General features: G+C 74.5%; 16 protein-coding genes. 12 read left to right on the forward strand and 4 right to left on the reverse strand.

What is annotated here, in order from left to right; all coding sequences use genetic code 11:
* Position 1 precedes the first annotated feature (1 nt).
* Positions 2 to 541, forward strand: a complete 540-nt coding sequence (locus NE234_RS07330) for a PadR family transcriptional regulator (RefSeq protein ID WP_252778091.1) — start codon at positions 2 to 4, stop codon at positions 539 to 541.
* A gap of 112 nt (positions 542 to 653) precedes the next feature.
* On the opposite strand, the gene otsB is transcribed toward NE234_RS07330, so the two are convergent.
* Entirely contained in the window at positions 654 to 1,466 is an 813-nt protein-coding gene (gene otsB / locus NE234_RS07335; RefSeq protein ID WP_252778092.1) for a trehalose-phosphatase, read from the reverse strand.
* A 107-nt stretch (positions 1,467 to 1,573) separates the two neighbouring features.
* Positions 1,574 to 1,876 carry a DUF3263 domain-containing protein gene (locus NE234_RS07340; protein ID WP_252778093.1) on the reverse strand — a complete coding sequence of 101 codons (303 nt, stop codon included), beginning with the start codon at positions 1,874 to 1,876 and terminating at the stop codon, positions 1,574 to 1,576.
* A 99-nt stretch (positions 1,877 to 1,975) separates the two neighbouring features.
* Between NE234_RS07340 and NE234_RS07345 the strand changes: the two genes are divergently transcribed.
* The 3 genes from NE234_RS07345 to NE234_RS07355 are packed head-to-tail and all read left to right on the forward strand — an operon-like array spanning position 1,976 to position 4,659.
* Positions 1,976 to 2,794 carry an SAM hydrolase/SAM-dependent halogenase family protein gene (locus NE234_RS07345; protein ID WP_252778094.1) on the forward strand — a complete coding sequence of 273 codons (819 nt, stop codon included), beginning with the start codon at positions 1,976 to 1,978 and terminating at the stop codon, positions 2,792 to 2,794.
* A gap of 51 nt (positions 2,795 to 2,845) precedes the next feature.
* Positions 2,846 to 4,060 (forward strand): calcium:proton antiporter, encoded by a 1,215-nt coding sequence (locus NE234_RS07350; protein ID WP_252778095.1) that lies wholly within the window; start codon positions 2,846 to 2,848, stop codon positions 4,058 to 4,060.
* A 47-nt stretch (positions 4,061 to 4,107) separates the two neighbouring features.
* Positions 4,108 to 4,659, forward strand: a complete 552-nt coding sequence (locus tag NE234_RS07355; protein WP_252778096.1) for a MarR family winged helix-turn-helix transcriptional regulator — start codon at positions 4,108 to 4,110, stop codon at positions 4,657 to 4,659.
* Positions 4,660 to 4,711: 52 nt separating this feature from the next.
* On the opposite strand, the gene NE234_RS07360 is transcribed toward NE234_RS07355, so the two are convergent.
* Complete coding sequence (locus tag NE234_RS07360; protein WP_252778097.1) at positions 4,712 to 4,969, reverse strand: SHOCT domain-containing protein; 258 nt, start codon at positions 4,967 to 4,969, stop codon at positions 4,712 to 4,714.
* 309 nt (positions 4,970 to 5,278) lie between these two features.
* Here NE234_RS07360 and NE234_RS07365 point away from each other — a divergent pair, with 309 nt between their 5' ends.
* Together NE234_RS07365 and NE234_RS07370 are read left to right on the forward strand one after the other, a co-directional pair.
* Entirely contained in the window at positions 5,279 to 7,633 is a 2,355-nt protein-coding gene (locus NE234_RS07365) for a S8 family peptidase (protein WP_252778098.1), read from the forward strand.
* 99 nt (positions 7,634 to 7,732) lie between these two features.
* Positions 7,733 to 8,521, forward strand: coding sequence for a DUF4097 family beta strand repeat-containing protein (locus NE234_RS07370; RefSeq protein ID WP_252778099.1), 789 nt, complete (start codon positions 7,733 to 7,735; stop codon positions 8,519 to 8,521).
* Positions 8,522 to 8,546: 25 nt separating this feature from the next.
* On the opposite strand, the gene NE234_RS07375 is transcribed toward NE234_RS07370, so the two are convergent.
* On the reverse strand, positions 8,547 to 9,398 hold the full coding sequence (locus NE234_RS07375) for a helix-turn-helix transcriptional regulator (RefSeq protein WP_252778100.1): 852 nt from the start codon (positions 9,396 to 9,398) through the stop codon (positions 8,547 to 8,549).
* A 143-nt stretch (positions 9,399 to 9,541) separates the two neighbouring features.
* Here NE234_RS07375 and NE234_RS07380 point away from each other — a divergent pair, with 143 nt between their 5' ends.
* The 6 genes from NE234_RS07380 (at position 9,542) to NE234_RS07405 (ending at position 18,401) form a co-directional block, all read left to right on the forward strand.
* A complete protein-coding gene (locus tag NE234_RS07380; RefSeq protein ID WP_252778101.1) occupies positions 9,542 to 10,435 on the forward strand; it encodes an NAD-dependent epimerase/dehydratase family protein in 894 nt (297 codons plus the stop codon).
* A 174-nt stretch (positions 10,436 to 10,609) separates the two neighbouring features.
* On the forward strand, positions 10,610 to 11,071 hold the full coding sequence (locus NE234_RS07385; RefSeq protein WP_252778102.1) for a luciferase domain-containing protein: 462 nt from the start codon (positions 10,610 to 10,612) through the stop codon (positions 11,069 to 11,071).
* Between the two features lie 110 nt (positions 11,072 to 11,181).
* Positions 11,182 to 14,280, forward strand: coding sequence for an FtsX-like permease family protein (locus NE234_RS07390; RefSeq protein WP_252778103.1), 3,099 nt, complete (start codon positions 11,182 to 11,184; stop codon positions 14,278 to 14,280).
* Positions 14,277 to 16,841, forward strand: a complete 2,565-nt coding sequence (locus tag NE234_RS07395; RefSeq protein WP_252778104.1) for an FtsX-like permease family protein — start codon at positions 14,277 to 14,279, stop codon at positions 16,839 to 16,841. The genes NE234_RS07390 and NE234_RS07395 overlap by 4 nt, the downstream gene beginning before the upstream one ends.
* Entirely contained in the window at positions 16,838 to 17,764 is a 927-nt protein-coding gene (locus NE234_RS07400; RefSeq protein WP_252778105.1) for an ABC transporter ATP-binding protein, read from the forward strand. Before NE234_RS07395 ends, NE234_RS07400 begins: the two co-directional genes overlap by 4 nt.
* Positions 17,751 to 18,401, forward strand: coding sequence for an ABC transporter ATP-binding protein (locus NE234_RS07405; RefSeq protein WP_252778106.1), 651 nt, complete (start codon positions 17,751 to 17,753; stop codon positions 18,399 to 18,401). The genes NE234_RS07400 and NE234_RS07405 overlap by 14 nt, the downstream gene beginning before the upstream one ends.
* Positions 18,402 to 18,540: the final 139 nt, after the last annotated feature.

Genomic DNA, 18,540 nt, shown 5'->3' on the forward strand with positions numbered 1-18,540 from the left:
CATGCGCAGAGGATCAACGCACCGTGAGGAGCGCGCGGCGTTCGGCGACTGGGGGCCGGGGTTCGGCCCGCGCGGCCGTGGCGGACGCGGCGGGCGCCGTACGAAGCGCGGCAACGTGCGGGCCGCGATCCTCGCGCTGCTGGCCGAGCGCCCGATGCACGGCTACGAGATGATCCAGGAGCTGGAGAGCCGCACCGGCGGGCTCTGGCGGCCCAGCCCCGGCTCGGTGTACCCGACGCTGCAGCTCCTGGAAGACGAGGGACTCATCTCCGGGCGGGAATCGTCCGGCAAGCGGCTGTTCGCGCTGACGGACACCGGCCGCGCCGAGACCGAGACCGCCGCCGGGCGGACGCCGCCGTGGGCGGAGATCACCGAGGACGCCGGCGAGGCCGCCACCCACCTTCACTCCGCGATGGGCCGGCTGATGATGGCGCTCCGGCAGGTCATGCACGCCGGCGACGAGGAGCAGCGCGAGCGCGCCCTCGAGGTCATCAACGACGCCCGCCGCCGCCTGTACGGCATCCTCGCCGAGGACGACTGACCCCGCGCCGCCGGAGGCCCGCCGAGTACGGCCGGCCGCCCACGGAGGCTCCCCCGAGTACGGCCCGCCGCCCACCCGACGGACCGAGCGCCCGCCTGCCGGCGGGCGGGCGTCACTCCAGTTCGTCGGCGAGTCGCTCGATGAGGGCGACGACGCCCGGCGGGCCGTCGACGACGAGGTCCGCGCGCTCGGCGAGCGCTGTCACCTCGTCGGACGAGCTGCACACCTTCACGCCGGGCGTGCCCTCCTTGCGCAGTGCGTCGATCGCGTCGTACGCCGCGAGGTCGCCGAGGTCGTCGCCGGCGAACAGCACCGCCGACGCGCCGCGCTCGGCGGCCAGCGCGCGCAGCGCCGCGCCCTTGTCCATGCCCGGCGGCCGGAGTTCGAGCACGTAACGGCCCGGTTCGACGGCGAGGCCGGTGCGCTCGGCCAGGGCCTCCACGAGGCTCCGGAGGCGTTCGAGGGCGACCTGCGGCTCGGCGGCCCGCCGGGTGTGCACCGCGAGCGCGAGCCCCTTGTCCTCGATCGCGACGCCTTCGGGGGCGTTCGCCAGGATCTGGGGGAGCTTCGCGCGGGCCTCCGCGACGCCCGGCGGCGGCTCCGGAGCCTGCAGGACGCCGTTCTCCCAGCGCTCCCGGCCGTACTGGCCCAGGATGACGAGCCCCGTCAGGTCGGCGAACCCGCCGGCCTCGACGGCGGTCGCGGCGGGACGGCCGGTGATGACCGCCACCGTGCCGATGAGCGGTGCGATCCGGCGCAGCGCCGGGACGACGCCCGGATGCGCCCGCGCGTCGGCGGGGTCGTCGACGATCGGCGACAGCGTCCCGTCGAAGTCGAAGCCGATGATCGCCTCCCGCGGGCGGTCGCGGATCGCGGACAGCCCTTCGGCTCCGGCGGCCGTTTCGGACCTCGGCTCAACGCTCATCTATCGTCCCTCTCCTCAGCCCGCGGTCGCCCGTCACGGACCGGCCGCCCGGAGGCGACCGATCACCGGATCGCCCGCCGGGGAGGGACCGCGCCGCTTCGGGCAGGTCAGGTTCGGATACCGAGCCTACGCGCCGCCCGCTGGCGCTGGCGGGCGGATCGCTGACGCCGCAGCCGTTTCACCAGCATGGGGTCGTACTCCAGCGCCTCGGGGCGTTCGATCAGCCGGCTCAGGATCTGGTAGTAGCGGGTCGAGGACATGTCGAACAGCTCCCGGATCGCCTGCTCCTTGGCGCCGGGGTGCTTCCACCACTGTCGTTCGAAGTCGAGGATCTTGCGGTCGCGCTCTTCCAGGCGGCCGTCGTCTTCCTTCTTGTCAGGGCCATCGCCCCGGGCGTTCGCCGGTTGCATCAGGTCCCCTCTGTACGGGTCGGGGGGCTGTCATGCTACGCGTGATCGTCGACTTGTTCGCGGTGTTCTCCGGGTAATGCCTCGACGTAGTCTGCAAGCGTGGCGCTCACAGACTGCGTATCGCTGCTGACCGATTACGGGCTGGAGGACGGGTTCGTGGCGGCCTGTCACGGGGTGATCGCGCGGATCGCCCCCAGGGCCCGCGTCATCGACATCAGCCACCTGGTCCCGCCCGCCGACGTACGGCGCGGGGCCGCGATCCTCGCCCAGACCGTGCCGTACCTCCCGGAGGGCGTCCACGTCGCGGTCGTCGATCCCGGCGTGGGCACGACGCGGCGGGCGGTCGCGGTGGCCGCGGGCGGCCGGATCTTCGTCGGGCCGGACAACGGTGTGCTGTCCTGGTGCGTTCCCGACGGCGGCGCGCGCGCCTTCGAGCTGACCAACCGTGAGCTGTGGCTGGAGCCCACGTCGGCGACGTTCCACGGCCGCGACATCTTCGCGCCGGTGGCGGCGCACCTGGCGGCGGGCCGGGACATCGCGTCCGTGGGGCCGGAGTTCGACGTCGCCGACCTCGTGACGCTGCCCCGGCCGACCCGCCGCGTGCAGGAGGGGACGGTCGACGGCGAGGTGCTGACCGTCGACCGGTTCGGGAACGTCCAGCTCTCCGTGACCGCCGATGACCTGCACCGGATCGGCGCGGTCAGGGGCGTCCCGCTGAGCTTCATCCTCGGGCGGCGGACCCTCACGGTGCCGTTCCGTGAGACGTTCGGCGCCGTGCCTCCCGGGGAGCTCGTCGCCTTCGTCGACTCGGCGGGCTGCCTGGCGCTCGCGGTGAACTCCGGAAACGCGGCGCAGCGCCTGGGCCTGCCGCCGGGAGCGCACGTTCGGGTCGCGACGGCGCTCACCTCGACGTACTGAACGTTAAGAAAACGTCAAGTCCGCAGGTCCGGATGCGGCATGATCTCCGCCATGGGATTCACGCGTTCCGACTGGCGTCTGATCATCATCACCGTGGTGGCGTCCGCGGCGGCCGGTGTCACGCACTTCGGGAAGATCGGCGGCACCGTCGTCCCGTTCATCGTCGCGGCGATCGCGCTCGCGCTCCTGGCGAGCCTGGTCGGGCGCAGCGTCGAGAACCTGGCGGACCGGCTGGGCGCCGGGGCCACCGGCGTCGTCCAGAGCGCGCTGGGCAACCTCCCCGAGCTGTTCGTCGTCCTGTTCGCGCTGCAGAAGAAGCTGTACGACGTCGCCACGGCCACCATCGTCGGCAGCATCCTCGCCAACGTCCTGCTCGTCCTGGGTCTGGCGTTCTTCCTCGGCGGCATCAAGCACGGGCCGCAGAAGTTCGGCGGTGACGCCGCCCGCACCCTGTCGGTGCTGCTGTTCCTGTCGGTCGCGGCGCTGCTCGTGCCCTCGCTCACCTCGGCGCTCGGCTCGCACGCGACGAAGGCGGCGCTGCACGAGCGCAACCTCTCGGTCGTGGTGTCGATCCTGCTGCTCTGCCTGTTCGCCGCGTCGCTGCCCAGCTCGATCAAGCGGCAGCAGGCCGAGGAGGGGCACGGCACGGCGGACGAGCCGGTGAAGGCCGCCGCCATGAGCGCGGGCGCGGAGGGCACCATCGTCGCGGACGGCGGTGCGAGCGCCGCCGAGCCGGCCGCGGAGAAGCCCGGAGCGGCGGCCTCGGGGAAGGGCGCGGAGAAGGGGGCGGAGTCCGGGCACGGGCCCACGTGGCCGCTGGCCGTCGCCCTCACCATGCTGGCGATCACCGGCGTCGGCGCGGCGTTCGTCTCGGACTGGTTCGTGGCCGCGCTCGAACCCGCGATGGACTCCCTGGGCATCTCCCAGGCGTTCGCCGGACTCGTCATCGTCGCGATCGCCGGCAACGCCGTCGAGAACGTCGTCGGCATCCAGCTCGCCCTCAAGAACCAGTCCGACTTCGCGCTGTCGGTCATCCTGCAGAGCCCGCTGCAGATCGCCCTGGTCGTCGCGCCCGCCCTCGTCCTGCTCTCCCCGCTGGTCGGCGCGTCCTTCACCCTCGTGCTGTCGCCGCTCCTCATCGCCGTGCTGATCATGGCCGTGGTGATCGCCGTGCTCGTCGTCCTCGACGGCGAGTCGAACTGGCTCGAGGGCGCGACGCTGATGGTGCTGTACGGGATCATCGCCACGGCCTTCTGGTGGGGATGATCCCGCAGGATGCCGGGAAAAGTGACGCCCTCAATTACTGTGACGATGTGGGTACAGACATCGACCCGAGCGTCGCGGAGATCGAGCAGGCAGCGTTCCAGCTCCGCAGGCTCTGGGCCAAGCCGCAGCTCCTCCGGCGGCTGCGCGAGAACTGCGAGCCTGGACGGGGCATCCAGCTGTCCAACCTGATGGTCATCTACGCGATCGCCAAGCAGGGCGAGGACCGTGGTGACGTCACCGTCGGCGCCGTCGCCGAGCTCCTCGAGATCGACCCATCGACCGCCAGCCGCCTCGTCGGCCACGCCATCGACGCCGGCTTCGTGTCCCGTCAGGCGTCGCCGGTCGACGCCCGGCGCGCCCACCTGCAGCTGACCGACGCCGGCCGCCGGATCCAGCATCGGGCCGACGAGTTCCGCAGGCACTTCATCGCCCGGCTCGTCGCCGACTGGACCCCGGCCGAACGCTCCGAGTTCGCGCGCCTCCTGCGGCGGTTCAGCGAGGCGGCGGCCGGCGTCTCCATCGACGAGGCCGAGGCCGGCCGGCTCCTGGAGGCGGCGGCGCCCGCCGCCGACCGGACCGAGGAGGCTCCCCGACGCTGACGCGGGCCGCCGACCGAACCCGAAGAGCTTCGCGGCTCGCAGGTCTCAGGTCTCAGGAGCGCAGGACGGCCAGCCGCTCCCGGTACTCCTCCTCGTCGATCTCGCCTCGCGCGTACCGTTCGGCGAGCAGCGACTCCGCGCGCGCCGGCGTCTTTGTACGGCGCCAGAGCAGGTAGCCGCCTCCGCCGAGGACGAGCAGCCAGAACAGACCGAACACGAGAGGGATGACGGGCCACCAGCCGGGGCCGTCTCCGTGCTGCCAGGGACCGTGCTGCCAGGGGCCGTACGCGGCCGGGCTCATCGTTTCCATGCCCCGATCGTGCGCCCGGGCCTCCGGACGGGTCGTCATACGGCGGGAGGCTTCGGGTGTACGCCCGGCGGAGCAGACGGAACCGGGCCGGAATCCGGCTGGCCGCCAGGGAAGGGCACGCGGAAGGCCACGTGCGGCCAGGAGAGTGCCGGCCCGGCGCTCGTACCGCCCTGAAACCGTACCCGGACCGGTGGGCCGCTCCGTGCGCGGGACCGGCCCTCGGCGCATCGGAGGCGGTCGCTCATGGAAGCGCTCCGCCACCCCTCCGTGGCAGAATGACGCCCGCCGCCGATACCGGGGAGGAAACCGGTGCCCGTATCCGAGCCCCGCCGCACCTTTCCTCGCCTCGTCTCCGCGCTGCTGGCCGCCGCTGCCGTCGCGGTGCTGTCCGTTCCGGCCGCCCAGTCCGCCGTGCCGAGCCGGCCGCTCCGCCCGCCCGCCCGCGCGGCAACGGCCGACCTGTACCGCGGCCAGCAGTGGACGCTCGGCGCTCTGCACCTGTCCCGCGCCTGGAAGTACTCCCGCGGCGACGGCGTGACGGTCGCCGTCCTCGACACCGGCGTCGACGGCCATCAGCCGGACCTCACCGGGCGCGTGATCGACGGCCCCGACTTCACCGGCCACGCGCGCAAGCCGGGCAGCCGCTACTGGGGCCGGCACGGCACCGAGATGGCCAGCCTGATCGCGGGCCACGGTCACGGCGCCGCCGGCGGCGCGGGCATCATGGGCGTGGCGCCGGAGGCGAAGGTCCTGTCCATCAGGGTCACGTGGGAGCTCGGCGACCCGATGCGGAACGACCACGCGCAGGTGGCGCGGTCCCGTGACGCCATCGCTCAGGGCATCCGGTACGCCACCGACCACGGCGCGCAGGTCATCAACATGTCCCTCGGCGGCGGCAAGCTGTTCTACGACGGCAACCCGCTGGAGGAGTCGGCCATCAAGTACGCCCTGGACAAGGGCGTCGTCCTCGTGGCGTCCTCCGGCAACGACGGCGCCACCGGAAACCGCCGCAACTACCCGGCCGCCTACCCCGGCGTGATCGCCGTCGGCGCGGTCGACCGCGCTTTCAAGCCGGCCAAGTTCACGAACCGCCACGCGTACGTCTCGGTCGCGGCGCCGGGCGTCGAGATCGTCAGCGCCGACGTGGCGGGCCACGGCTATGTGCTGGGCACCGGCACCAGTTCGTCGGCCGCGCTCGTCGCCGGCATCAGCGCGCTGGTCAAGGCGCGCTATCCGCGCCTTTCGGCGGCCGAGGTCAAGCAGGCGCTCGAACAGGGCACCACCCATCGCCCGCCCGACGGCCGGAGCACCGCGACCGGCACCGGCGTGGCCGACGCCCTGGGCGCGCTGCGCGCGGCGGCGCGCATCAACAAGGCCGAGCACGGCGGCGCCACCGTCAAGCAGCCGCAGTCCTCGTCCACCAAGCCGGACGCCAACGGGTCCCCGTCGGGGAGCGGCGGCCCCGACCTCATGCTCGTCGCCGTCCTCAGCGGCGGCGGTACGCTCCTCGTCCTCAGCCTCATCCTGGGCTGGCGGCAGCGCCGCCGGCGGCTCGCTCTGGCCGACGCCGACGACGAGGACGTCGCCGTGCCGGTCGCCGCCTCGGCTCCGGCCGAGGACGATCCCTGGCGGTCGCGCCCGCCCACGCGTACGCCTCGTCAGGGCGGAGCGCCGGGCCGCTCGCCCTGGGAGCCCAGGTCCTCCGAGTCGCCGTCCCCCTGGGAGTCGCGTCCGACCGGGCCGCAGTCATCCTGGGAGCTCCGCGCAAGCGAGGCGTCACCGTCCTGGAGTCCCCGGCCGTCCGCGCCACCGCCGCCGCCCTGGGATCCCCGCCCGCCCGAGCCGCCGTCCCCCAGAGAACCCCGCTCCCGTGAACCCTCGTCGCCCGAGCCTGCGTCGTCCGGGCAGCCCCGCCCGTCCGAGCCGCCGTCGTCCGGGCGATCCCTGCCGCCCGAGCCGCCGTCCCCCTGGGAACCACGCTCGCCCGGGCCGCCGTCGTCCCGGGAACCGCTGCCGTCCGAGGCTTCGTCGTCCTGGGGGCCGCCGCCCCCGGATCCCGCGGGACGGCCGGTCTCCCGTACGGGCGACCGGTCCCCCGTCGAACCACCGCCGTACGGGGGCACACCGGCGGAGCCCCCGCGCGCCGCGCCCTTCTCCGCCCCGGCGGCGGACGGCGGGCCCTCCTCCGGCCCTTCGTCCTTCACGCCGCCGGCCGGGCCGGCGTCCGCCGATCCGGCGTCCGCGGCGGAGCGGTACGAGGCCCCGGGCGAGCCGTCCCCGGCCGACCCCGTACGCCCGCCGTCCGCGCCGGAACGACAGCCGCTCTGGGCACCGCCGGGAGAGCGCGGTGACGCGACGTCGCCGAGCGGCCGGTACCCGGAGACGCCGGAGCCCCAGAGCCCGGATCCGCTCGGTGACGCGCCGATCGACTCCTCCGCCGACGTCGGCACTCCGCTCGCGGACGAGAGCTGGGAGAGCATCCGCCGCGGTTTCGACCGGCTGAAGGAGGACACCCGCAACTGGGGGTCGCCCCTGTTCGGCGGCTGGTCCACCTCGCTGGACCCCGCCGAGCCGGATCCCCCCGAGTCGGACTCCTCGGAGCCGGATTCGGAGGAGCGTACGGACCCGCCGCCCGCCGATCCCGAGGGCGGCTCCCGCACCTGACGGGGGCTAGCCCCACCCCCGTGACGCCTGCGGTCCCCATGGGCCGCGGCCGGGCGGTCCGGATAGCGTGCTGGCAGTCCGACGGGGAGGAGTACGTCCGTGCGCAAAGGTGGCCTGGCCCTGCCCCTGCTCGCCGTTCTCGGCCTTTCCGCGTGCGGCGTCAGCGTGCACTTCGGCGACTACAAGAACGAACTCACCTCCGACGCCACCGTGAACGGCCAGGTGAAGGTGGTGAACCTCGACTCGAAAGACGGGCGGCTCGTCATCAGGGCGGGTGGCTCCGCGGTGCGGATCCACCGGGTCGTGCACTACCAGGACGGCACTCCGCATCCCGGCCAGCGGCTCGACTCCGGGACCCTGACGTTCACCAGGGGCTGCACCCGCTGCAAGGTCGACTACGAGCTCACGGTCCCCGCGTCCGTCACCGTCCAGGCCCGCGCCGACAGCGGCAGGATCGACGTCACCGGGGTCGCGACCGCCGACGCGAGCAGCGACTCCGGATCGGTCGCGATCCACTCGGTCAAGGGCGCGGTCCGGGCCCACAGCGACTCGGGCTCGGTCACCGTGGAGGACGTCGGCAGCCCCCTCACCCTCACGACCGACTCGGGGTCGATCCACGCCACGCGGCTGACCGCGGCGACCGTACGGGCGCATTCGAAGTCCGGGAGCGTCCGGCTGACCTTCGCCGCCCCGCCCACCGACGTGAACGCGACGACCGACTCGGCCTCGCTTCGCGTGGCGGTCCCCGGCGGCCCGTACAACGTGGACGCCGACACCGACAGCGGCGGCAAGGACGTCGCCGGCGTTCCGCACGACCAGCATGCCCCGCGAAGGCTCTACCTGCGCACCGACTCGGGCCACCTGACCGCCGAGCACACGACCTCCTGAGGGGCATCGCGGCGCGCGCCCCGGCTCAGGTGGGCGCGTCCATCCGCTGCGTGCCGATCACCCCGAGGAACTGCAGGCTCCGGTACGAGGCGGAGCCCGGCTCGGCGGTGAAGAGCATCAGGTGCTGGTCGGAGTCCGGCACGGTGAGGATGTCGAAGTCCAGCTCGATCGGGCCCACCTTCGGGTGCCGGAAGACCTGCCGGGAATGGTGTTCGATGCGGAGCTCCTGGGAGTTCCACAGCCGGGCGAAGGTCGCGCTGCCGGCCAGGAGCTCATCGATCAGCGAACGCAGTTCGGTGCTGTCCGGGTAGCGGCTGGTGGCGACCCGCAGATAGCTGACGGCGTTGATCGCCAGGCGCTCGTGGCCGGCGATGCCGTACACGCCGTGGTCGCGGTCGGGGTGCAGGAAGATGCGGCGCAGGACGTTGCGGTCCGCCGCCCGCAGGGCCGAGAAGTCCTCGAACAGGGCGGCGGCGAGCGGGTTCCACGCGAGCACCTGGCACGTGTCGTCCAGCACGATCGCGGGGGTGTCGGCGAGGCGGTCCAGCAGGGCGGCGGTGGAGGGGGCGACCTCGCGCGCCGGCAGCCGCCCCGGATCATCCTCCAGCTCGCCGGCCAGGGAGAAGAGGTGGGCCCGCTCCTGATCGGACAGGCGCAGCGCGCGGGCGATGCCCCGGAGCACCTGGCGTGACGGGTGCCGCCCGCGCGCCTGCTCCAGACGGCTGTAGTGGTCCGTGGAGATGTGGGCGAGCTGCGCGACCTCCTCCCGCCGCAGCCCCGGGGTCCGGCGCCGCGACCCCCGCGGCAGGCCCACGTCCTCCGGCCGGACCTGCTCTCTCCTGCTGCGCAGGAACGCCGCCAGCGCGTGCTTGTCCATGGCCCCACGGTACGGCCCCGCCGCGCCTCCGACCGGCGCTCAGCCACGGACCGACGGTCCCTGGCTACACCCCGGCCCGCTCGCGAACGCTGGACGGAGTGGCCGCGGACCGGCGGCCGCCGTCTACCAGCGAGGACAGGACCATGCAGATCTTCCTGACGGGTGCGAGCGGTTATCTCGGCGGTGTGCTCACCGAGCACCTCATCGCGGCGGGCCACCGGGTGAGCGCGCTCGCCCGGTCACAGGCGGCTCGGGACCGGGTGACCGGGCTGGGAGCGGAGGCGGTTCCGGGAGACCTCGCGGACACGGCGGCCCTCCGTCTCGCCGCCGAGCGGGCCGACGCCGTCGTCCACGCCGCGGTGGACTTCACCGACCCCGCCATGCGGAAACTGGAGGAGCCGGCGCTGGCGGCGATGCTCGCCGGGCTCAGGCCGGGGAGCCCGTTCGTCTACACCAGCACGGGCCTGGTCTATCCGGACACCCGGGGAGTGCCGGTCGACGAGGACACCTCGGTCGACTCCGAACACTCCCCGCAGCCGTACAAGGTGCTGGGCGAGCGGCAGGTGCTGGCCGCCGACGGGCCGGCGGTGACGGTGATCCGGGCCGCGCTGATCTACGGACGGGGCGGTTCCGGGCTGCTCCAAGGCATGATCGCGGGCGCACGGGAGCGGGGAGTCGCCACGTACATCGGCGACGGCGCCAACGAGTGGAGCTCGGTGCACGTCGACGACCTCGCCAGGCTGTACGTCGCCGCGCTGGAGCGGGGCGATCGGCAGCTCGTCGTCAACGTCGCGACCCGGAGCCGTACCTCCATGCGGCAGATCGCCGAGGCCGTGGCCGGCACCACCGGAGCCCGCGCGCTGTCGATCAGTCTCGAACAGGCTCGGCAGGCGCTCGGCCCCTTCGCCGGCGTGCTCACCCGGTCCTCGCCGCTGGATCCCTCCCGCGCCGAGCGGGTGTTCGGATGGAAGCCGGTCGAGCCCGGCCTCCTCGACGAGCTGCGCACCGGGTCGTACGCGACCGCCACCCGCGCCTGACCCCCGGCGCCCCTGCCCGCGCCCGATCCCCGGCGGCCTGCCCGCGTCCGGCCCTCGGCGGCCGCCATCCGCCCCGGACACCCGGCGGCCTCTGCCCGCGCCGTTCCCCGCATAGGGGCTTTTTGTGTCACAAGTCTTCCGATGGCGGGGTCGGAGGGTGAACGATTGGTTGTCATGCGGGGAAGAAAGGTTCCGGCGACGTCGTACGCCGACCGCGCGATGGCGCAGGTGGCCTCGTGGCCCGGCGTGCGCAGAGGACGCGCCGCCTGTGGTCTCGGCACGGCGCTGAAGGTCGACGGCCGGCAGCTCGCCCATGTGCACGCCGACGGCTGCGCGGAGCTGCGGCTGACCTGGCCGGTCATCGGGCGTCTGCGCCGTCCCCTCCTGGAGTCGGGGCGCGTGCAGCTGGCCCCCGGCGGGGACTGGATCCGCGTGCGGCTCGACAGCGAAGGCGACGTCGACCTGTTCACCTCCCTGGCCAGTGTCGCCATCAAGGCGAACACGTCCGGAGCGCGGAGAGAACGCGCGGGAGCCTGCATGACGCTGGCCCGCGCCGAGGTCGACGGCGCCGTGCTGTCCGGCCGCCCGGCCACCGTCCCGGAGGACCTGCGGGAGCCGCGCCTCCGCCCCCGGTGACGGTGGATCGGGGCACCGGTCCCGGCCGTCGTCCTCCCGCGCACTTGCCCGAATCATGTCCCGACCGTGAAGATGGCCTGATCGCGGCAAGGTGAGGGAGGCGACGGGGGTTGCGACGGGCGGAGTTCACGGTCCGGCGCGCGCTCGGCCATCGTCTCCTCGTCCTGGCGGCCTCGGCGACCGTACTGTTCGCCGTCACGATCCTGACCGCGCTCGGCGGCTACGCCGCGACCGTGACGGGCGACGGGCTGCGCGCCACCCTGGCCACGGCGACGTTCGACGACGCCGGCACGCGGATCACCACCAGCGTCGCCGCGCATGACATCCCCGCCGCGCGGCGCACGGTCACGGCGGCCGTCCACAGGGTGTACGGGCACGTCCCGGCGGCCGTCGCGGTCAGCGCGCGCGGCGACTCGTACGCCGTGCCGGGCCAGGAGCGGAGTCCGCACCCGCAGCTCACGACGTTCGCGACGTACGACGGGATCGAGGGCCACGCCCGGCTCGTCGCGGGCCGCTGGCCGACCGCGAACGGGATCGAGGCCGCCCTGCCCGTGCCGGCCGCGCGGGCGATGCGGCTGTCCCCCGGCCGTACCGTCACCCTGCACAGCCGGGTCGGCGGCCCGCCGGTCACGGTGACCGTCACCGGGTTGTTCGAGGCGCGGCACGCGGACGACTGGTTCTGGGGCGGCGACCGGCTCGTCACGACCGGGGCCGAGCGCCTCGGCTACACCACGTTCGGCCCGCTCGTGGTGCCTCCGGCGACGTTCAGCGCGCGCTTCGCCACGACGGTGACCGTGCGCTGGCTCGTGTCCCCGTCCACGCGGGAGATCCGCGCGAACGAGCTGACGGACGTCGCGGCGCGCGCCCGGGCGCTCCCGGCCGCGCTCGGCGGCTCCTACAGCGTGAAGTCCTCGCTGGCGGACCTGCTGACGCAGGTCGGCCGGGCGCTGCTCGTCGCGCGGTCGACGCTGCTCATCCCGGCGTTGCAGCTCGTCGTCCTCGCGGTGTACACGCTGACGCTCGTCGCGCGGCTCCTCGCCGAGCACCGGCGGGTCGAGGTCATGCTCATGCGCGCGCGTGGCGCGTCGACGCGTCAGATCGCGGGCCTCGCCGCGTCCGAGGGCCTGTTGCTCGCCCTCCCGGCCGCGGTGGCCGCGCCGTTCCTCGCGCCCCCGCTCGTACGCGCCGTCGCGGGAGGCACCGCCACGCCGCCGTCACCCGTACTGGCCTGGGCGATCGCGGTCGCGGGCGCGCTGGCGTGCGCCGCCGCCCTCTGCCTGCCGGCGCTGAGCGGCGTCCGGCGAACGTACGTCGCGGCCCTCGCCGAGCGCGGCCGGGGCGAGCGGCGTGCGGCGATCCAGCGGGCCGGCGGCGACCTGGCCCTCGTCGTCCTCGCGGCGCTGGCGGTCTGGCAGCTCGCGCACTACGGCGGCCCGGTCACCGCGACGGCGACGCGGGGGCTCGGCATCGACCCGCTGATCGTCGCCGGTCCGGCGCTCGCGCTCCTCGCCGGGGGCGTCCTCATCCTGCGGCTCGTGCCGGTCGCCTCGCGCGCCGGGGAGCGGGCCACCACGCACGGCCGCGGCCTGGCGCCCGCGGTGGCGACGCGGCAGGTCAGCCGTAGACCGCTGCGTACCGCCGGCCCCACTCTGCTGCTGGTGATGACGGTGGCGGTGGGCGTGCTGTCGGTCACGACCGGCGTGACGTGGCGGCAGTCGCAGCTCGACCAGGCGGACTTCCAGGCCGGCGCCGACCTGCGGGTCACCGCGCCGACCGACGACACGTCGCCGCAGACGGCGGGGCAGGGCGGCCGGTACGCCGCGCTGCCCGGTGTGACGGCGGTGAGCCCGGTCCTGCGGGCGTTCGGCGGGACCGCGAGTTCGGACGTCACGGTGCTCGCGGCCGACGCCGCCAAGATCGCACGGATGCTGCGGACCCCGTTCCCGGCGGACCCGGCGCGGCTCGCGGCAGGCCGTACGGGCGCGGCGGTGCCGGTCCCGGGGCGGCCGTCGCGGCTGTCCGTCGGGGTCCGCGCCGACCGGACGGGCGGCCCGGTCGAGCTCTCGATGATCCTCACCGACGCGTTCCACGTGACGTACGAGGTCGACATCGGCTCCGTGGCCGCCGACGGGAGCACCCACACCGAGGACGTCGACCTGTCGGCGGCCGCCGGGGCCGGCGGCGCCATCGCCTACCCGATCGCGGTCCGCGGCTTCCGCTTCTCCTACGTCGGCGCGTCCGGCGGCCGTCCGGGCGACCTCACGCTGACCGTGCCGGCGCTGGGGTCGCCGGCGGGCGTTCAGTGGACCGGGCAGATCACGGCGAGCGACGGCATCGCCGAGAACCTGCGGCCCGAGCCGGGCGGGCTGCTGAGCCTGCGCCTGCCGCCCGCGTCCGCCGCCGAGTGGCAGTCGCCGCAGCTCGTCGGCAGCGCCCTGGTGCGCGGCGGGCAGGCCGACGCGCCTCTCCCGGCGATCGTCACCCGTGACCTCGCCGCCCGCGCGCACGTCGGCGTGGGTGACCGGCTCAGCCTCGACCAGGGCGGCCTCGCCCATCCGATCACGGTCGCGGGGATCGTCCCCGCACTGCCGTCGGTCGCGCCGGGCAAGCCCGGCGTGATGGTCGACTGGGCCGCGCTGAGCGACCGGGACCTCGCCGCGGGTGTACCCGCGCCCGCGCCCGGCGAATGGTGGCTGACGGCCCGCGACACCGCGCCGGCCGCGAAGGCGCTCGCCGGGCAGACCGTCGTCGACCGGAACGCCCTGCGGCGCCGGTTGCGCGACGCCCCGCTGGGGCGCGGGCTGCGGGGCGCCCTCATCCTCGGGTTCGGCGCCGCGCTGGTGCTCGCGGCGATCGGGTTCGCGGTCCACACGGCCGTGTCGGCGCGGGAGCGCGCCGGTGAGTTCGCGATCCTGCGGGCGCTCGGCGTCGGCGGGCGGCAGGTCCTCGGGCTCGTCGCCGTCGAGCAGGCGTTCCTCGTCGGGCTGGGCCTGGCCGGCGGTCTGCTGCTCGGCGTCGTGCTGGCCCGCCTCGTCGTGCCGCACGTCGTGCTCACGGCGGCCGCCACCACTCCGTACCCGCCCGTGCACGTCATCCTGCGGTGGCCCGCGATCGTCTCGATGCTGGGCGCGATCGTCGTGCTGATCGCCGCGGTGCTGCTGCTGTTCGCCCGCTCGCTGCGGCGCGGCCGTCCCCTGGAGGAGCGATGATCCGGCGGACCGCGCGGGCGCACTGGCCGGCGCTGCTCGTCCTCGGGCTGCTCGTCCTCGTCACGACGTTCCTGGCCGACGCGGGGCCGCGGGCGCTCGTCTCCGAGTACGACCGCGCCGCGCGGGAGACGATGGCCGGGGCGCCGTCCGGCGCCGCCGACCTCGTCGTGTCGTCCGGGCTGCCGTCGACCGCGGCGGACGAGGCGCAGGCGCGCGGCACACGTCTCCTCGCGAGCACGGACGGGCTCGCGACGGCGGCACGGCAGTGGCGCGCGACGTTCCCGAAGCCGCTGCGGGACAGCATCGTGACGAGCGACTACTTCGCCGGCTCATCGTTCATGCCGCTCGCGCACGGCGTGAACCAGACGCTGGGCCTCGGCTACTCCAGCAGCGCGAACGCCCACATCCGGTACGTCTCGGGCCGCCCGCCCGGCCCCGCGCTCGAGACCGCGCTGCCCGAACGCGCGGCCCGGCGGCTGGGCGTCGCCGCCGGCGACGTCCTGCGCACCGCGACCCAGCCGGCCCTCAACGTGCGGATCACGGGCCTGTTCGTCCCCGCGGACCCCGGCGACCGGTACTGGGCGTCCACGTCGCACGCGAAGTTCGCGGACGCCGAGCTGAGGAAGACGCCCGACGGGAACGACGTCATCCTGGCGACCGGGATCCTCGACCCGGCCGGCTACCGCGCGCTGTGCACCCGGACGCCGTTCGGGGTCAACGTCACCTGGACGTACACACCCGGCACCGACCGGGTCACGGCCGGGTCCGCGAAGACGCTCGTGGACGCCGTCCACCGGTCCGCCGAGAGGATCGCGGGCGAGAACACCTCGATGAGCACACGGCTGGACTGGGTGCTCGACGACTTCGTGCAGCGGCTCCGGACGACGCAGGCACTGATGTTCCTGTCGGTCTCCGGGCTGTTCGCCGCCGCGCTCGGCGTGCTGACCCTCGCCGTCGGGCTCCTGCTCCGGCGGATGAACCCCGACCTCCACCTGCAGGCCGCCCGCGGCGCCTCACGGCTCCGGCTCGCCGGGCTCACCGCCGGTGTCACGGCCCTGGTGACGCTGCCGGCCGCCGCAGTCGGCCTCGCGCTGTCCGCACTGTTCGTCGACGGCCCGGCGCAGCCCGTGTCGTACGCCGCGGTCGCGATCCTGGTCCTGACGGCGATCGGCGGGCCCACGGCCGCCGGGCTCCGTCTCCCGGGGCGGCGGCTGGTCGCCGAGGCTCTGCTCGTCGTGCTCGCGGTGGCCGGGACGTACCTCGTCCGCAGACGCGGCCTCCCCGCCTCCGGGAGCATCGATCCGTTCCTGTCCGCCGTTCCCGTGCTCCTGGCCGTGGCCGCCGGGCTGGTGCTCCTGCGCGTCCTGCCGTACGTCCTGCGGCCGGTCCAGCGGATGCTCGCGCGGGGGCGGTCGGCGGTCCTGTTCATCGGCGTCGCCCGCGTGTCGACGGCGGCGCTGCCGCTCGTCGTCGTGCTGCTGGCCGTGGCGGTCATCGGGTTCGGCTCGACGGTCGAGGCGAGCCTGAGCCGCGCGCAGCGCCTCGCGACGTACGCCTCGGTGGGCGGGGACGCGCGGGTCGACGCGGTGACCATGAGCCGGGACGTGATCGACCGGGTGCGCCGCACGCCCGGCGTACGGGCCGTCGTGCCCGCGCAGACCGTCCACGCGGCCCGGATGTCCGTTGACGGCCAGCTCGTCAGCGAGCTCACCGTGATCGGCATCGACCTGCCCGCCTACCGGCGGATGATGGCCGACACGCCCCTGCGGCCGCCCGCGTGGCCGCGCGGCCCGGGGATCCCGGCGCTGTTCTCCCCCACCGCGCACGCGCCGAAGTCCGGGGTCAGCGTGTCCACCGACTACGGCCAGAGCATGCCGCTGCGGAACGCCGGCACGGTCACGAGCTTCCCCGGCCAGTCCGCCGACGACCCGTTCGTCCTCGTGCCCGCCGACGCGCTCAGCCGCGCCACCGGCGGCGGCAACACCGGCTCGGTCTCCATCTTCGTCCGCGGCGACCACATCGACGCGGCGGCGCTGACGCGCGCCGCCGCCCAGCCGTCGCTCGGCGCCGCCGAGAAGAACGCCGTGACGACGTACCGCGCGGAACACGCCGCGCTCACCCAGGGGACCCTCGGCCGGATCGTCGGGCAGGGATTCGGCCTGACGGCCGCCCTCGTGACCTGCTACGGAACGCTCGCGATCCTCGTGATGCTGTTCGCGGGCGCGCGGGGCCGCGGGCGCGCCGTGTCGTACCTGCGCACGCTCGGGCTGAGCCGGCGGCAGGCGCACTGGCTGGCCGTCGTCGAGATCGCGCCGGTGCTGCTCGTCGCGTTCGCCGGCGGGTGGGCGCTCGGGCTCGTCCTACCGGGTCTGCTGGGGTCCGCCATCGACCTGAGCCCGTACACGGGCGGGTCGCCGGTCCGGCACTTCGTGCCCGACCTGGCGGTCTCCGCGTCGCTCGCCGGCGGACTGCTGGTCTTCGCGGCCCTGGCCGTGTTCATCGACGCCCTGGTCGCGACGCGGCGCGGCCTCGGCGGCGTGCTGCGGATCGGAGAGGTATGAGTCTGGACGAACCCGACCTGGCGGAGCTGGAGCGCCGCGCCGGCAGCACCGGCCCGGCGTACGGCGCGGACGCCCACATCGTCTGCGACAACCTGGTGCGGATCTACCAGACGCAGGGCGTCGAGGTGATCGCGCTGCAGGGCCTGGACCTGCTCGTCGAGCAGGGCGAGATGGTGGCGCTCGTCGGCGCGTCCGGGTCCGGCAAGTCGACGCTGCTGAACATCCTGGCCGGGCTGGACGTGCCGACCGCGGGCGTGGCGCGGGTCGCCGGGGTCGACCTGCTCGACATGTCCGGGCGCGACCGGCTGCGGTTCCGGCGGGAGCTCGTCGGGTTCGTGTGGCAGCAGACCGCCCGTAACCTCCTCCCGTACCTGTCCGCCGCGGAGAACGTCGAGATGCCGATGCGGTTCGCCGGTCTCGGGCGGAAGGCGCGGCGCACGCGCGCCCTCGAACTGCTCGACCTCGTCGGCCTGGCCGACCGCGCCACGGCGCGACCGGCCGAGATGTCCGGCGGCGAACAGCAGCGCGTCGCCATCGCGGTCGCCGTCGCGAACCGGCCGAAGGTCGTCCTCGCCGACGAGCCCACCGGCGAGCTCGACACCGCGACCGGCGCCTCGGTGTTCGCCGCCCTCCGCACCGCGAACCGGTCCCTCGGCGTCACGACCGTCATCGTCACCCACGACCCGGAGGTCGCCGGCAACGTCGACCGGACGATCGGCATCCGCGACGGGCGGACGAGCAGCGAGATCCTCCGCCGCACCTCCGAGACCGGCGACGTCGTCGTCGCGGAGTACGCCGTGCTCGACCGCGCGGGGCGGCTGCAGCTCCCCCGGTCGTTCACCACGGCGCTGGACATGAAGGACCGGGTACGCCTGGAACTGGAGACGGATCACATCGGAGTCTGGCCTGATGATCACCGTTGAGGGCCTGAACAAGGCGTACGGGGCGAACCACGTCCTCCGGGACGTGAGCTTCACGGTCGAGGCCGGGGAGCTCCTGGCCGTACGCGGCCGTTCGGGCTCGGGGAAGACGACGCTGCTGAACCTCATCGGCGGACTCGACAGCCCGGCCTCCGGCCGGGTCGTCGTCGGCCCGTGGGAGGTGACCTCCTCCGGCCCGGCGGAGCTGCAGCGCATGCGCCGGGAGACGGTCGGGTTCGTGTTCCAGTCGTTCGGGCTGATCCCGGTGCTGTCGGCGGCGGAGAACGTCGGCGTGCCGCTGCGGCTGACGCGCACCCCGGCCCGCGAACGCGAGGAGCGCGTGCGGCTGCTGCTGGCCATGGTGGGCCTCGCCGACCACGCCCGGCAGCGCCCGTACGAACTGTCCGGCGGCCAGCAGCAACGCGTCGCCATCGCCCGCGCCCTGGCCCGATCGCCGCAGGTGCTCATCGCGGACGAGCCCACGGGACAGCTCGACTCCGAGACCGCCCAGTCGATCATGCAGCTGATCCGCGCCGTCGTCCGCGACCAGGGCGTCACGGCGGTCGTCGCGACCCACGACCCCCTCCTGGTCCGCCACGCCGACCGCGTCATCGAACTCCGCGACGGCGCCGTGTCCTGAGCGCGAAGGGGCAGGTCGCCGCCGTGGCTCAAGCCGGTCACGCCGAACCGTGATTCCGGGGCGGTGGTCGTGCTATCCATCGAAGTGGGGTCGTTCCGCCACGACCCCATCGAGTTCGATCCCGAGACCTCTCGAGAGG

Origin of the sequence: Actinoallomurus rhizosphaericola, from assembly GCF_024055675.1 — a bacterium.
Taxonomy (GTDB): domain Bacteria; phylum Actinomycetota; class Actinomycetes; order Streptosporangiales; family Streptosporangiaceae; genus Actinoallomurus; species Actinoallomurus soli.

Coding starts and splice junctions, on each gene's coding strand:
- NE234_RS07330 (WP_252778091.1), top strand. CDS start 2: ATGCGCAGAGGATCAACGCACCGTGAGGAGCGCGCGGCGTTCGGCGAC.
- otsB (WP_252778092.1), bottom strand. CDS start 1,466: ATGAGCGTTGAGCCGAGGTCCGAAACGGCCGCCGGAGCCGAAGGGCTG.
- NE234_RS07340 (WP_252778093.1), bottom strand. CDS start 1,876: ATGCAACCGGCGAACGCCCGGGGCGATGGCCCTGACAAGAAGGAAGAC.
- NE234_RS07350 (WP_252778095.1), top strand. CDS start 2,846: ATGGGATTCACGCGTTCCGACTGGCGTCTGATCATCATCACCGTGGTG.
- NE234_RS07360 (WP_252778097.1), bottom strand. CDS start 4,969: ATGGAAACGATGAGCCCGGCCGCGTACGGCCCCTGGCAGCACGGTCCC.
- NE234_RS07375 (WP_252778100.1), bottom strand. CDS start 9,398: ATGGACAAGCACGCGCTGGCGGCGTTCCTGCGCAGCAGGAGAGAGCAG.
- NE234_RS07380 (WP_252778101.1), top strand. CDS start 9,542: ATGCAGATCTTCCTGACGGGTGCGAGCGGTTATCTCGGCGGTGTGCTC.
- NE234_RS07385 (WP_252778102.1), top strand. CDS start 10,610: ATGCGGGGAAGAAAGGTTCCGGCGACGTCGTACGCCGACCGCGCGATG.
- NE234_RS07395 (WP_252778104.1), top strand. CDS start 14,277: ATGATCCGGCGGACCGCGCGGGCGCACTGGCCGGCGCTGCTCGTCCTC.
- NE234_RS07400 (WP_252778105.1), top strand. CDS start 16,838: ATGAGTCTGGACGAACCCGACCTGGCGGAGCTGGAGCGCCGCGCCGGC.
- NE234_RS07405 (WP_252778106.1), top strand. CDS start 17,751: ATGATCACCGTTGAGGGCCTGAACAAGGCGTACGGGGCGAACCACGTC.